The following is a 14,153-nucleotide window of genomic DNA, read 5'->3' on the forward strand; positions in this document are numbered from 1 at the left end:
GAATTGCTTTCGTGGTGAAACGGCCGCGCGAGCGCCGTCGACGTTCAGTCGAGCGGCCAGACCTCGCGGCTTGCTGCCCTTACCGCCTGTGCCGAGTCGAGTGCGAGCAGATCCTGCGCACGCTGGCGACACAGCTGGTAATCGAGACGGCGCACACGCGCCTTGATGCCCGGCACCGACACCGGATCGACCGACAGTTCGGTCACGCCGAGGCCGACGAGGATCGGCACCGCGAGCGGATCGCCGCCCAGCGCGCCGCACACGCCGACCCACTTGCCGTGCTTCGCCGCGCCACGCACCGCGATGTCGATCAGGCGCAGCACGGCCGGATGCAGGCCGTCGGACTGCGCGGCCAGATCGGCCTGGCAGCGGTCCATCGCGAGCGTGTACTGCGTCAGGTCGTTGGTGCCGATCGACAGGAAATCCGCGTGCTGCGCGAGCTGGTCGGCGAGCAATGCCGCCGACGGCACCTCGATCATCACGCCGACCTCGATCGGCTCGGTGCGGCCCTGCGCACGCGCGAATTCGTCGATGCGCTTGCGCAGCCGCACGAGTTCGCCCGCATCGGTCACCATCGGCAGCAGGATGCGCACCGCGCCGAGCGGCTTCACCGCGAGCAGGCCCTGCAGCTGATCGTCGAGCAGATCGGGGCGCACCTGCGCGAGGCGGATGCCGCGCAGGCCGAGTGCGGGGTTCGGTTCGGGCGGCAGCGTCAGGTAGTCGACTTCCTTGTCGGCGCCGACGTCGAGCGTGCGGATGATCGCGGTGCGGCCCTGCAGCGCGTCGACGATCGACTGGTAGCTCTGCTGGTGTTCGATGACGGTCGGCGCGGCCTGGCGATGGATGAACATCAGCTCGGTGCGCAGCAGGCCGACCGCGTCCGCGCCGTTGTCGACCGCGGTGTTCGCGTCGTCGAGCGTCGCGATGTTCGCGGCGACCTCGATCGCGCGGCCGTCGGTGGTCGCGGCCGCGGCGCCGGCCTGCTGCCGGTTCGCCTCGCGCACGCCGTCCAGGCGCTGGCGCTCGTGGCGCGCGCGTTCGACGTCGAGCGCGGTCGGCGCGTGTTCGAGACGGCCCGCGCTCGCATCGACGACGACCTGCGTGCCGTCCGGGATCGCATACAGCGCGTCGCCGACCGCGACGAGCGCCGGAATGCCGAGCTGGCGCGCGATGATCGCCGCATGCGACGTCGCGCCGCCGCGCGCCATCACGAGCGCGCTCACGCGCTGGCGATCGAGCGACGACAGGTCCGACGGCGTGAATTCCTCGGCGGCGAGCACGGCCTCGTCGGGCAGCGCGCGCGTCGCGCCGCTCGTGTGGCCGAGCGCGCGCAGCACGCGCTTCTCGATGTCGCGCAGGTCGGCCGCACGCTCGGCGAGCAGCGCGTCGTCGAGCTTCGACAGCGTGTCGATCTGCGCGCGGATCGTCGCGCGCCACGCGAAGCCCGCGCTCTTGCCGAGGCTGATCTGGTCGCGTGCCGCGTCGACAAGCGTCGGATCCTCGAGCAGCACGCGATGCACCGCGAAGATCCCCGCCTCGCCGACCGCGCCGCGCGCCGACGCGTTGCGCACCGTTTCGTCGAGTTCGGCGTCGACCGCCTTCAGCGCCTGGTCGAGCCGGCGGCTTTCCGACGCGGGCGTGCCGGTCGCCTGTTCGGGCGGCACGATGTCCGCATCGTCGAGACGCACGAGCGTGCCGACCGCGATGCCGGGCGCCGCGCATACGCCGGCGAGCGTGTTCGGGTCGAGCGGCGCGCCGGTGTTGCGCGCGATGGTCTGCGGCGCGGGCGAACGCAGCCGCGCCGGCTTCTCCTCGACTTCGCCGTGCGCTTCGCGCAGCAGTTCGTGTTCGACCGCCTCGACCGCTTGCTGCGCCTGCGCGCCGCGGCCGATCAGCTCGATCGTCGCGCCTTCGCCGGCACCGAGGCCGAGCAGGCCCACGACGCTCGCGATCGACGCCTTGCGGCCGTCGAACTGCACGTCGACCGCCGCGTCGAAGCCGCGCACGGATTCGCGGGCACGGGCGGCCGGGCGGGCATGCAGGCCGCCCGGCTGCGTGAGCACGAGTTCGCGGCGCACTTCGTTCATCGCCGCGGCACCGGCCTGCGCCGCCTGCGCGGCCGCTTCGCCCTTGCCGCGCAGCGTCAGCAGCGGCGTCTCGCCGGCCGTCGCGAAACCGCTCGCGCGCTCGACGACGTCGAACGCGTCGGAGTTCGCGATCGCGATCACCGACACCAGCGAATGCGCGCTGCGCGCGACCGTGTCCTGATCGAACTCGATCAGCAGGTCGCCCGCCGCGACGCGCGCGCCGGCTTCGACGTGCGCGGTGAAGCCCTGCCCGTTCAGCTCGACGGTATCGATGCCGATGTGCAGCAGCACTTCCGCGCCTTGGGGCGTCGTGATCGTCACTGCATGACCGGTGCGCGCGAGATGCGACACGATGCCGGCGCACGGCGCGACGAGCGTGCCGGCGAGCGGATCGATGCCGATGCCGTCGCCGAACATCCCGCCGGAGAACACCGGATCGGGCACATCGGCCAGCGCGACGATCGGTCCGGTCAACGGACTGAGCAGGACGATCTGATCGGGGGTGGAACTCTTCAACTGGGACTCCTCGGCGCGTCTCATCGGCTGTCTCGGCTATCAGTGCGTTTCGGTGACTTTGTTCAGGTGGCGCGGCGTGTCGGGATTGCGGCCGCGCGCGACGGCGAGATCCGCCGCCATCACGTAGAACGAAAGAATGGCGGCGATCGGGTCGAGCGCCGAATGGGCGGACTGCGCGAGCGGCAGCACGGTGCCCGATACGCCGGGCGTGCCGGCAGGCGCCGCGAGCAGCACGGCGGCGCCGCGTGCGCGCATGTCCTGCGCGAGCTGCAGCAGCCCGGCCTGCTCGGGGCCCGGCGGCGCGAACACGAGCAGCGGATAGTCGCGGTCGATCAGCTCCATCGGGCCGTGACGGACTTCCGCGCTCGAGAACGCCTCGGCCTGGATCCCGGAGGTTTCCTTCAGTTTCAGCGCGGCTTCCTGCGCGATCGCAAGCCCGAGGCCGCGGCCGATCACGATCATCCGCTCGATTCCCGCGAGCGCGTCGACGGCCGGCGACCAGTCGAGCTGGCCCGCTTGCGCGAGCACGTCGGGCAGGCCGCGCAATGCGGTGATCAACTCGGCATCGCGCTGCCAGTACGCGACGATCTGCGCGGACAGCGACAGCATCGCGATATAGCTCTTGGTCGCGGCGACCGACAGTTCGGGGCCGGCGAGGAGCGGCAGCTGGTGCTCGCACGCGTCGGCGAGCGGCGACGGCAGCACGTTCACGGCGGCGACGGTGCGCGCGCCGGCTTCGCGCAGCGCGGCCATCGTATTGACGAGATCGGGGCTCTTGCCCGACTGGGAGAACGCGAGCGCGAGCTGGTCCTGCACCTTCAGCGGCGCCTGCTGCAGCGTCGCGACCGACATCGGCAGCGACGCGACGGGCACGCCGAGGCGGCTCATCGTCAGGCTCGCGAAATAGCTGGCGGCGTGATCCGAGCTGCCGCGCGCGACCGTCAGCGCGACGGCCGGCGGGTGATCGAGCAGTTGGCCGGCGAGCGCTTCGACGCGCGTGGTGTCGGCGAGTTGCGCGGCGACGACCTGGGCGGACTCGCGCGCTTCCTTAAGCATATTCGACAATCGATTCTCCTTCGACGTAGGTCGCGGTGAGGTTCAGGTCGCGATCGAACACCGCGAGGTCGGCCCATGCGCCGCGCTCGAGGCGGCCGCGATCGGCGACACCAAGGTAGTCGGCCGCATAGCGCGACATCCGGTTCGACACGTCGGCGATCGGCAGGCCGAGCGACACGAGGTTGCGCAGCGCCTGGTCCATCGTCAGCGTGCTGCCGGCGAGCGTGCCGTCGGCGAGCCGCACGCCGCCGAGGCACTTCGTCACGTGCTGGCTGCCGAGCCGGTATTCGCCGTCGGGCATGCCAGTGGCCGACGTGCTGTCGGTGACGACGTACAGGCGCGGGATCGCGCGAAGCGCCGCGCGGATCGCGCCCGGATGCACGTGCAGCAGGTCGGGGATGATTTCCGCGTACTCGGCATGCGCGAGCGCCGCGCCGACGAGGCCCGGATTGCGGTGATGCAGCGGCGACATCGCGTTGAACAGGTGCGTGAAGCCGCACGCGCCGTGCTTGAGCGCGGCGACGGCGTCGTCGTAGGTCGCGAGCGAGTGGCCGAGTTGCACGCGCACGCCGCGCGCGGCCATCTCGCCGATGATCTCGATGTGGCCGGCGATTTCCGGCGCGAGCGTGACGACGCGGATCGGCGCGATCGACAGGTACTTCAGCACTTCGTCGAGCACGGCCGACACGGCCGCGTCCGGCTGCGCGCCGAGCTTGCCGGGGTTGATGTACGGGCCTTCGAGGTGCACGCCGAGCACGCGCGCGCCGCCGGGCGTACGCGTGCGGGCGACGGTGCCCAGGTTCGCGACGACCTGCATCAGTTCGTCGCGCGGCGCGGTCATCGTCGTCGCGAGCAGGCTCGTCGTGCCGAACTGCGCGTGCGTGCGCGCGATCGTCTCGATCGCGTCGCCGCCTTCCATCACGTCGGCGCCGCCGCCGCCGTGCACGTGCAGGTCGATGAAGCCGGGCAGGATGTACGGCGCGTCGTTCGTCGCGGGGTCGGCGGGCGTGCCGTCGAGCGTGGTGATGCGGCCGTTCTCGCTGTGGAGCGAGCCGTGAATCCAGCCGTCGGGGGTCAGGATGTTTCCAGTCAGCATGACGTTTCTCTTGATGATCTGGTGACGCGGACGTCCGCGTCGCGATTTGCAAATTCGTTGCGATTCATTGCGCGCGATTGCGTTCCCTCGCGCGTGGTGCGCGGGGCGTGCAGCACTCTCGCGCGTCAGCGTTTCAGTTCGGCGACGAAGTCGTAGTAGTCGTCGCGGCAATACGTTTCGGTCACTTCGATCGCGCGCTGGTCGGCGCCGTAGCCGATGCGCGTGATCACGAGCAGCGCTGAGCCCGGCTTCACCGCCATCCACTTCGCGATGTCGTGCGTCGCATTCGCCGCGCGAAAGTGCTGCAGCGCGCGCACGACGGTCATGCCGCGGGCGTCGAGGTATTCGTACAGCGACGCGCCGAGCGCCTGCGGATCCGGCACCACCGCGGCCGGCAGCGTCGAATGCTCGACGGCCATCACGATGCCGTCCGCGCGGCGCAACCGTTCGAGCCGCGCGACCGTCGCGCCGGGCGCAAGGCCCAGACGCGTGATCTCGTCGCGGCTCGCGGTGCGCAGCGTGCGCGCCAGCCACACCGAATCGGGCAGGAAGCCGCGCTGCTGCATCTTCGCGGTGAAGCCGACCAGACGCGACAGCGGATCGGCCACGCGCGGCGTGATGAAGCTGCCCGCCCCGCGCGCCCGCTTGATCAGCCCCTGCTCGACCAGCAGCGCGAGCGCACGGCGGGCCGTGATCCGCGACACGCCGACCGATCCCGACAACAGCCGCTCCGACGGCAGCGCCTCTCCGGCGCGCCACGCGCCGGCGTGAATCGCGCTCGCCAGGTTGCGGGCGAGCTGCAGATACAGCGGCGTGTCGTCGAGGGGATCGGGCGCCAGTTCGGACCAGCCGGTTTCCATGTGCCTCCGGGTGTCGGACGACGATCTCGGACCGTCGAAAGTGAACGCATTATATAACCACAATAATACCAGTCAACGAACTGGTATTAGCGGTGCGAAAACCGCCGGAAGCCTTGTCCCGCAAGCGTTTTAGCAACCACAAAGCCTTTGTTTACAACGAACTGCGGGATAGGGATTTACCCGGATTGGTATGCAAGGGGACAGTTCTGGCGCCGGATTTTGCGGATTGGGAGGGCCAAAAACGATACCTGAATAGAACCAGTTTGGCGGACTGGTATGCACGCGCCGGCACCCGGCGCGCCGCGTCAGTGGAACTCGCGGCTCGACGTGCGCAGCCCGCCGAGCAGCGGCGTCAGATCCTCGAAATGCTGCGCGACGAGGTGCCTCACGTCGCTGACGACCTGCCACACGCCCGACGCCGCGAGCAACCGCGAATCGAGCGTTTCGCGCCGCTGCCGCGCAAGCAGCTCGGGCCGCACGATCACGTTCACGCAGCCCGTTTCATCTTCGAGCGTCATGAACATCACGCCCTTCGCGGTGCCCGGCATCTGCCGCGCGATCACGAGCCCGCATGCGCGCGCGAGCCGGCCGTCGGGACGGTCGCGCAGCTCGGCCGCGGACGACAGCCGCTGCGCGCGCAACGCGGGCCGCAGCAGCGCGACCGGATGGCGGTTCAGCGTGAGGCCGGTGGTGTGATAGTCGGCGAGGATGTCGTCGGCTTCCGACGGCGCGCCGAGCGCGGGCTGCTCCGTTTCGTCGATCGGCGCGGCGGCCAGCAGGTCGCGCTCGGGCGCCGCGGCGACGGCCTGCCACAGCGCATCGCGGCGATGGCCGGCGAGCGTCGCGAGCGCGTTCGCGGCGGCGAGCGCTTCGAGATCACGCCGTTCGAGCTGCGCGCGGCGCGCGAGCGCGTCGACGTTCTCGAACGGGCCGGCCGCGCGCGCGGCCTCGATGCGCCGCGCGGCAGCTTCGCCGAGGCCGCGCACGAGCGACAGGCCGAGCCGCACCGCGGGCTGGCCGTGCGGCGGCGGCTGGCCGGGCAGCGCTTCGAGCGACGCTTCCCAGCCGCTGCGCGTGACGTCGGCCGGAAACACCTTCACGCCGTGGCGCTTCGCGTCCTGCACGAGCTGCGCGGGCGCGTAGAACCCCATCGGCTGGCTGTTCAGCAGCGACGCGACGAAGATCGCCGGTTCGTGGCATTTGAGCCAGCTGCTCGCATAGGCGAGCTTCGCGAAGCTGGCCGCGTGGCTCTCGGGGAAGCCGTATTCGCCGAAGCCCTTGATCTGCTCGAAGATCTGCTCGGCGAATTCGCGCGTGTAGTTGCGCTCGAGCATCCCGTGAATGATCTTGTCCTGATACTTCTCGAGGTTGCCCTTGCGCTTCCATGCGGCCATCGCGCGGCGCAGTTCGTCGGCCTCGCCGGGCGTGAAGCCCGCCGCGACGATCGCGATCTGCATCACCTGCTCCTGGAAGATCGGCACGCCGAGCGTGCGTTCGAGCACCTGCTCGAGCGCCTTGCTCGGATACGTGACCTCGCCGTCCTCTTCACCGGCCACGATCCTGCGCCGCTTCAGGTACGGATGCACGGCGCCGCCCTGGATCGGCCCGGGCCGCACGATCGACACCTGCACGACGAGGTCGTAGTAATGGCGCGGCTTCAGCCGCGGCAGCATCGACATCTGCGCGCGCGATTCGATCTGGAACACGCCGACCGTATCGGCGCGGCAGATCATGTCGTAGGTTGGTTCGTCATCCTGCGGAATGTGCTTCATCGTGAACGGCTCGCCGTCCTTCTCCGGCCCGCGCCACGCGGTGCGCAGGTCGAACGCGCGATGCAGCGCCGACAGCATGCCGAGCGCGAGCACGTCGACCTTCATCAGCCCGAGCGCCTCGAGATCGTCCTTGTCCCACTGGATCACGCGCCGCCCGTCCATCGCCGCGTTCTCGACCGGCACGAGCCGCGTGAGCTTGCCGCGGCTGATCACGAAGCCGCCCGAGTGCTGCGACAGGTGGCGCGGAAAATTGAGCAGCCGCGCGGCGAGCTCGGCCCACGTGCGGATCAGCGGCGTCGCCGGATCGAGCCCGGTCGACGAGAATTGCTGCAGCAGGTCGCGACTGCCGTCGAACCAGCGATGCCCCTTCGCGACCCGATCGACCAGCATCGGATCGACGCCGAGCGCCTTGCCGGTTTCGCGCAGCACGCCGCGCGGGCGATAGGTCGACACGGCCGCCGCGATCGCCGCGCGATCCTTGCCGTATTTCCGGTAGATATGCTGGATGACTTCTTCGCGGCGCTGATGCTCGAAGTCGACGTCGATGTCGGGCGGCTCGCCGCGCTCCTCGCTGATGAAGCGCTCGAACAGCATCGTGCTCTGCTCGGGATTCACTTCCGTGATGCCGAGGCAGTAGCAGACGACCGAGTTCGCGGCCGACCCGCGGCCCTGGCACAGGATGTTCTGGCTGCGCGCGTATTTGACGATGTCGTAGACGGTCAGGAAGAACGGTTCGTAGCTGAGCCGCGCGATCAGCTCGAGTTCGTAACGGATCTGCTTCTCCACCTTCTCCGGAATGCCCTGCGGATAACGATCGGCCGCGCCTGCGAAGGTTTCCTGTTCCAGATAGCGCGTCGGCGTCAGCCCCTCCGGCACGATCTCGTCGGGATACTCATAACGCAGCGTGCCGAGATCGAAATCACACGCATCGAGCATCGCGCAGGTTTCCGCGATCTCGTTCGACGCAAACAACTTCGCGATCCGTCCACGCGAACGCAGATGCTGCTCTGCATTCGGCGCAAGCGCGTACCCGCATTCCGATATCGGCATACCGATGCGGATCGCCGTCATCACGTCCTGCAGCGGCTTGCACGAGCGCACATGCATCGTCACGTCGCCGAGCGCGACGATACGCACGCCACGCCGCTCACCGGCCTCGCGAATCTCGTCGCGCTGCGCGCCGTCGAGCGCGCGCTGCAGTTGCACGAGCCCGAGCCGCGCACGCTCGCCGAACGTCGCGCGAAACCACGCGACCTGCGCATCGAGCACGTCCGCCCGCACCGGGTACGCGGGCACGAGAATCGCGAAGCAGTCGGGCATCCCGCGCAGGTGGGCGAACTCCGCTGGCGGCACCGACAGCATCCGCGGCGTCAGCGTGTAAGTGCCCTTCGGCGCTGTCATCCGCCGCCACGAAATCAGCTCGGAAAGATTGCCGTAGCCCTCGCGGTTCCGCGCAAGCAGCACGAGCCCGAACGCACCGGGGCCCGGATCGTGGCCGGGCGCGACTTCATCCGGTGTGACGTCGAAATACGAACCGATGACGAGCGGCAGCCCGTGCGCCTGCGCGGCGACATGCATGCGCGGCGCGCCGGCGAGCGAGCATTCGTCGGTGATCGCGATCCCGCGATAGCCGAGTTCTTTCGCGCGCTCGACCAGCTCCTCCGCATGCGACGCGCCATGCAGGAACGAAAAGTTCGAACGGCAGAACAATTCCGCGTAATCGGGCAGCAAACTGAATTCCGCAACCATCGCCGTTCACCCGAACAGGCCGTGCAGGAACCAGCGCGGCTCGGACTCGCTCCCCGCCCGCTCCTTGAACACCCAATAGCACGCACCGGCTTCGTCCTGCGCGACGTGGTAATCGCGTGCGGCCATCTGCCCGTCGAACCAGCCGGCTTCGATTCGCTCGGGCGACGACATCATCCTGAGCGGCGTATGAAATACCGGCCGCTCGCCGCGCATCAGAAGCGGCAGCGGCGCGGCCAGCAGCCACGCGGGACGCGGCGGCACGGCAGGCGGGCCGCCGGCCGGCTTGCCCGCTTGCGCGTCGAGCGGCAGCCAGCAGTTCGCGGCCTCCGGACGATGATCGGCGACGGGCGCCGCACGCAGCACGTTGTCGGCGCCGAGCCGCGCGACCAGCAGTTCGAACAGCCGTTCGCGGGTTTCTCGCGTGCCGCCCGGCTCGGGAAAGAGATCGTCGGCCGGCGGCGCGACCGATTCGACGCGCGTGGCCTTCAGCCGCACCGCGATCACCGCGGCCGGCAACTCGACGCGCGCGAGCCGCTCGCCGAGCAGCCGCATGAAGTGCGCTTCGTCGCGCACGGGCGCGGCGAACGCGAGTTCGAGCGGTGTCGGCGGCACGGCCTGACGGCCGCGCTCGTGTTCGAGCTCGAACGTCATCGCGGCCAGCGACAACTGCCGCGCGGCCAGCCAGCCGCAGAGCTGCACGATGAGCCGCTGCGCGACGAACAGCACGGCTTCCGCGTATTCGACGCGCTCCGGCAATTCGACCCGCACGTCGAACACGGACGGCACGGCCATCCATGCAAGCGGCTCGACCGCATCGCCGTAGGCGCGATCCAGCGCGGCGAGCAGCGCCGGACCGCAGCGGCGCTGCAGCCCCGCGCGCGGCAGGCCGCGCAGGTCGGCAAGCGTGCGGCAACCGAGGCCGTCGAACCAGCCCGCATACGGGCGGGCGTCGGGCAGCAACGCACACGGCAACCGATCGAGCGTGCGGACGAGCGACGCCGGCCGGGCCACGCGGCGCCGGATGCGTGCCCGCGCCGACGTGCGCGCGAGCAGCCACGCGCCGCGCCCGGTCGGCGCGGCGGACAGGCGCGCCGCATAACCGAGCGTCGCGAGCGTCGCGCGCACCTGCCGACACAACGACGGCAGGCCGCCGAACAGGCGCAGGCTCGGGCCGACGTCGACCAGCAGCGTCGCTTCGTCGTCGAGCGCGACGCACGGCGAGAAGCGCAGCAATGCGAGCGCGACGGCGCGCAGCGCATCGGCTTCGCGGGCGGGATCGCGTTCGACGAGCCGCGTGTCGGGCGCGAGCGTCAGCACGCCGCCGCGCTTCATGCCCGCGCGCACGCCCTGCCGGCGCGCGGGCGCGTCGGCAATCAGCACGACACCCTGCTCGAGCACCGCGCAGCCGGCTTCGCTGGCCTCGCCGGCCGCTGCGTCAGACGGCGGCGGGGCGCACACGTCGAGCGGCAGGCGCGGCAGATGGATGCCGAGCAAGACGCGCATAGCGGCTCTCCACGATGGGCGACGGCAAATCGAGCGCGAGCGGCTCGCTGCACGCGGGCCCGCGACGCTTGACGATGTCGAGCGACACGCCGCCCGGCACCGGATGCAGCGCGACGCGCAGCACGGCCGGCGACGGCTGCCTGGCCGCCGACAGCGGGCGCAGCATCACGAACAGCGTGTCGCCGGTGCGCGCGGCCGCGAGATGCAGGCGCCGCAGCGCATCGGGCCGCGCGTCCTGCCACAGCAGCAGCGCGCCGCAGCAGCCCGTCTTGAGCGCCTGCTCGGCGGCCCACAACGCGTCGGTGCGATTGTCGGCGCGCAGCCACAGCAGCGCGTCGGCCGGCACGCCGAGCGCGGCCAGCGCGGTTGCATGCGGCGACTGCGGCGGCGCGACGAGCGCGAGCGGACGCCGTGCGCTGACGGTGCGCGCGAGCGCCGGTGCGAGCAGCCGCATCTCGCCGCAGCCCGGCTGCGCGGCCAGCAGTTCGACGAGGCCGCCGACCGGCCAGCCGCCGCCCGGCAGCTCGGCGGACAGCGGCGCGAAACCGGTGTCGATCGTGCGCGTGCCTCCGCGCGCGAGCTGCGAGCCGCGCCAGAGAGTTATTCCCCCCGTGGCTGAAGAAATATTGGTGTCGAGAAGGGCATCGACGGCGCGAGCCCGTTCATCAGGCGCACGTATCTGCTGAGCATCGGCGGCGGTGCGGTTCACGATCCGGCTCCAAAAATACTGTATAAATATACAGTTATTCTAGCGCAAGATTTCGCGATTGGCGCGGCCGCGTCATCAATCCGTCGCACGCCACGCGGCGCCGCGCACGTCGCGCGACGCGGTGATGCAAGTCATCGTGCGGGTGCTTTTACGACCTCGCGCAGTTCACAGCGGTCGCCTTGCTTGCGCCGTCGCAGCGGCCGAGCGAACCGGCGTCAATGAGCGGGCCTTGGCCGAAAATCGTGGACCTCGATCGCCACGAGCGTCGGAGCCGGCAACGGAGCGTGGCCAACCGGCAACGGCTTCACCGTCCTGCGGGTCGGCACCAGGAATCCGTCGAAGTCGCGGAAATCCTCGCAGATGTGGGCGGCCCGCGCCCAGCGTCCGACCACCATGGCGGTGTAATCGAGCCTGCAAAGCCGGTGCTGACTATCGAAATAGAAGTCCTGGACCCGGCTGTGCGTTGGAACGTCGGGGGGAAAGGTCGCCCGGATTCTCGACCATGTCCCAGCCGAAGTCACCAGCGGCGGAAGTTCCTGGAACGTAAAGCCGCCGCGCAGGAACGAGAAAGGCGCTGTCAGATAGTTCCAGAACGCATAGGCGCCGAAAAAGACGAAGTCGAGGTCGTCCCAGTAGATTTGCCGTCGCCAGCCGCCAAATGCGCTTCGCGGTTCTTCGCGGCGTGCCAAGACCGCCCCGTCTCGGCCGACGATTTGAACCCGTTCTTCTCCTTGAAGTTCGCTCGTCTCGCCGACATGCGGAAAATCGTTGAAAGCGAATCGAGGCTCATGTGGCGACGCTCGAACCTGCACCTGTCGCAGTACCGGCCGTCGCTTCGCGGTGAACAGGAAACCGTGGGCGGAAACCGTCGCCTCGATCTCCGCCAGTTCGGCCCACCGCGCTGCACCGCCGTGTGCGTCGATCGCCGCCCGGATGGCATCCGGCAATGCATTGCCATGGTCCATGTCGTTTCCTCGCCGCCACGCGCCGCCTACGCGCCTTGCCAGCAGGGGCGCATCGCGGCGTTGCACCATCACAAGCAAGCCGCGCTTCGCGCGACCGACTCCGTCGCCCAGCCGAATCGGTGACCGCCACCACGTTCACATGGCTCTCAATTTACCATCCGAAATTTACGGCGCGCCGACTTGCGGCATGGCCGGCTCGCGCCGCTCCCCCCAACACTCCCCCGCCCGATGCGTCACGGGCGAATCGAATCGCGCGGCCGGACCGGCACGCAAACCGGCACGCTGCAACGCGCAGCACGCCTCCGCTGCCGCGCGCCGGTCTCGGCGCAACGCGTCAGCCGCGCCGGTGGCTTTACGTTATGCTGTCCGCCGATCCAGTCCCCACCATCGGAGGGCACATGAAACGGGGTATCCGTGCGATCGCATGCGCGGCCGTCGCGCTGGCGCTGCCGGCCGCGGCATTCGCGCTGACCGACGGCTATGCGCAATACGACGACTGCATGCTGGGCGCGCTGCGCGAAAGCCGCAACGGCGCGGCGGCCCAGCTGATCCAGCGCTCGTGCGACGCGCTGTACCGCAACAACGCGATGCTGCTGCCGCGCGAGCGGCGCTTTCACGAGTGCGTGGTGCAATCGCTGCCGGGTGTGCGCGACAACTATGCGATCCAGCAGATCATGGCGATCTGCTCGCGGCGCGGCGAGATGTGAGCCCACGCCGAACGCCTGGCGCCGGCACCGCGGCTGCCGCCGCGCGCTTGCGTACCGGCCGCGCCAATGAAAAAAGGGCCTGCACCATGCAGGCCCTTTCGTTTCAGCAGTCCGACGGACAGGCAGCGTTCAGAACGACGCGACCATCGAGCCCTTGAACTGCTTCTTGATGAATTCCTTCACTTCCGGCGACTGGTAAGCCTTGACCAGCTTCTTCACCCACGGCTGATCCTTGTCCTTCGCACGCACGGCGATCAGGTTCGCGTACGGGCTCGTCAGCGCCTCGAGCGCGATCGCGTCCTTGGTCGGCTGCAGGTTCGCGGCGATCGCGTAGTTCGTGTTGATCACGGCGGCGTCGACGTCCGACAGCACGCGCGGCAGTTGCGCGGCGTCGAGTTCGGAGATCTTCAGCTTCTTCGGGTTCTCGGCGACGTCGAGCGCCGTCGCGTTGTTGCCGCCCGTGCCGGCGCCGGCCTTCAGCTTGATCACGCCTTGCGTCTGCAGCAGCAGCAGCGCGCGGTTCTCGTTCGACGGATCGTTCGGCACCGCGATCTTCGCGCCTTGCGGCAGATCCTTCAGCGACTTGAACTTCTTCGAGTACACGCCGATCGGCGAGATGTAGGTCAGGCCCGCGCTGACGATCTTGTAGCCGCGCTGCTTCACCTGGCTGTCGAGGTAGGGCTGGTGCTGGAAGCTGTTCGCGTCGAGGTCGCCCGCGTCGAGCGCCGCGTTCGGCTGCACGTAGTCATTGAACTCGATGACCTTCACGTTCAGGCCTTCCTTCTCCTTCGCAACCTTCTGCACGAGCTGCCACACTTCCGCATCCGGGCCGGCGACCGTGCCGACCTTGATGACCTTGTCTTCGGCATGCGCGGCCGCCGACAGCGTCAGTGCGGCACCGGTGGCCAGTACGGAAAATACCTTCAGGAGACTGCGACGCTTCATCTGTTTCTCGCTTTCTTGCTAACTGAAAATGGGGCGCGATACGGGTATGCCCGAACTCGCAGGAAGGGGCAAATGGTGTCACAGGATCCGCCGGAAGTGAAATACATCCCGCTCATATGGGTATGCACCGCGGCGGTGCCGGGCGCGCCCGCACGACACGCGACGGCCGCTGTGCTAAAAAGACCGGC

The 14,153-nt window shown here is 69.4% G+C and carries 10 protein-coding genes; 1 reads left to right on the forward strand and 9 read right to left on the reverse strand.

Going from position 1 to position 14,153, the window contains the following annotated elements; genetic code table 11:
- Positions 1 to 44: 44 nt before the first annotated feature.
- The 8 genes from ptsP to C7H84_RS23440 form a co-directional block, all read right to left on the reverse strand.
- Entirely contained in the window at positions 45 to 2,627 is a 2,583-nt protein-coding gene (gene ptsP, locus C7H84_RS23405; RefSeq protein WP_121860999.1) for a phosphoenolpyruvate--protein phosphotransferase, read from the reverse strand.
- A 15-nt stretch (positions 2,628 to 2,642) separates the two neighbouring features.
- Positions 2,643 to 3,659, reverse strand: a complete 1,017-nt coding sequence (locus C7H84_RS23410; protein ID WP_121861000.1) for an SIS domain-containing protein — start codon at positions 3,657 to 3,659, stop codon at positions 2,643 to 2,645.
- A complete protein-coding gene (gene nagA, locus C7H84_RS23415) occupies positions 3,652 to 4,755 on the reverse strand; it encodes an N-acetylglucosamine-6-phosphate deacetylase (protein ID WP_121861001.1) in 1,104 nt (367 codons plus the stop codon). Before nagA ends, C7H84_RS23410 begins: the two co-directional genes overlap by 8 nt.
- Positions 4,756 to 4,880: 125 nt before the next feature.
- Positions 4,881 to 5,615, reverse strand: coding sequence for a GntR family transcriptional regulator (locus C7H84_RS23420; protein WP_121861002.1), 735 nt, complete (start codon positions 5,613 to 5,615; stop codon positions 4,881 to 4,883).
- Between the two features lie 305 nt (positions 5,616 to 5,920).
- Positions 5,921 to 9,136 (reverse strand): error-prone DNA polymerase, encoded by a 3,216-nt coding sequence (locus C7H84_RS23425; RefSeq protein WP_121861003.1) that lies wholly within the window; start codon positions 9,134 to 9,136, stop codon positions 5,921 to 5,923.
- A 6-nt stretch (positions 9,137 to 9,142) separates the two neighbouring features.
- Complete coding sequence (locus tag C7H84_RS23430) at positions 9,143 to 10,639, reverse strand: DNA polymerase Y family protein (protein WP_121861004.1); 1,497 nt, start codon at positions 10,637 to 10,639, stop codon at positions 9,143 to 9,145.
- Entirely contained in the window at positions 10,572 to 11,264 is a 693-nt protein-coding gene (gene imuA, locus C7H84_RS23435) for a translesion DNA synthesis-associated protein ImuA (protein ID WP_121861330.1), read from the reverse strand. The genes C7H84_RS23430 and imuA overlap by 68 nt, the downstream gene beginning before the upstream one ends.
- 299 nt (positions 11,265 to 11,563) lie before the next feature.
- Complete coding sequence (locus tag C7H84_RS23440; RefSeq protein WP_121861005.1) at positions 11,564 to 12,313, reverse strand: hypothetical protein; 750 nt, start codon at positions 12,311 to 12,313, stop codon at positions 11,564 to 11,566.
- Between the two features lie 398 nt (positions 12,314 to 12,711).
- On the opposite strand from C7H84_RS23440, the gene C7H84_RS23445 reads away from it, so the two are divergent.
- Positions 12,712 to 13,020 (forward strand): VF_A0006 family four-cysteine protein, encoded by a 309-nt coding sequence (locus C7H84_RS23445; protein ID WP_121861006.1) that lies wholly within the window; start codon positions 12,712 to 12,714, stop codon positions 13,018 to 13,020.
- A gap of 129 nt (positions 13,021 to 13,149) precedes the next feature.
- On the opposite strand, the gene C7H84_RS23450 is transcribed toward C7H84_RS23445, so the two are convergent.
- Positions 13,150 to 13,965 carry a MetQ/NlpA family ABC transporter substrate-binding protein gene (locus C7H84_RS23450; protein WP_121861007.1) on the reverse strand — a complete coding sequence of 272 codons (816 nt, stop codon included), beginning with the start codon at positions 13,963 to 13,965 and terminating at the stop codon, positions 13,150 to 13,152.
- Positions 13,966 to 14,153: the final 188 nt, after the last annotated feature.

This window comes from Burkholderia sp. Nafp2/4-1b (genome assembly GCF_003635165.1).
GTDB lineage: Bacteria > Pseudomonadota > Gammaproteobacteria > Burkholderiales > Burkholderiaceae > Burkholderia.

What these genes read in the sequence shown, in the direction of transcription:
- C7H84_RS23420 (WP_121861002.1), bottom strand. Translation starts at nt 5,615, where the DNA reads ATGGAAACCGGCTGGTCCGAACTGGCGCCCGATCCCCTCGACGACACG.
- C7H84_RS23425 (WP_121861003.1), bottom strand. Translation starts at nt 9,136, where the DNA reads ATGGTTGCGGAATTCAGTTTGCTGCCCGATTACGCGGAATTGTTCTGC.
- nagA (WP_121861001.1), bottom strand. Translation starts at nt 4,755, where the DNA reads ATGCTGACTGGAAACATCCTGACCCCCGACGGCTGGATTCACGGCTCG.
- C7H84_RS23450 (WP_121861007.1), bottom strand. Translation starts at nt 13,965, where the DNA reads ATGAAGCGTCGCAGTCTCCTGAAGGTATTTTCCGTACTGGCCACCGGT.
- C7H84_RS23410 (WP_121861000.1), bottom strand. Translation starts at nt 3,659, where the DNA reads ATGCTTAAGGAAGCGCGCGAGTCCGCCCAGGTCGTCGCCGCGCAACTC.
- C7H84_RS23430 (WP_121861004.1), bottom strand. Translation starts at nt 10,639, where the DNA reads ATGCGCGTCTTGCTCGGCATCCATCTGCCGCGCCTGCCGCTCGACGTG.
- C7H84_RS23440 (WP_121861005.1), bottom strand. Translation starts at nt 12,313, where the DNA reads ATGGACCATGGCAATGCATTGCCGGATGCCATCCGGGCGGCGATCGAC.
- ptsP (WP_121860999.1), bottom strand. Translation starts at nt 2,627, where the DNA reads ATGAGACGCGCCGAGGAGTCCCAGTTGAAGAGTTCCACCCCCGATCAG.
- C7H84_RS23445 (WP_121861006.1), top strand. Translation starts at nt 12,712, where the DNA reads ATGAAACGGGGTATCCGTGCGATCGCATGCGCGGCCGTCGCGCTGGCG.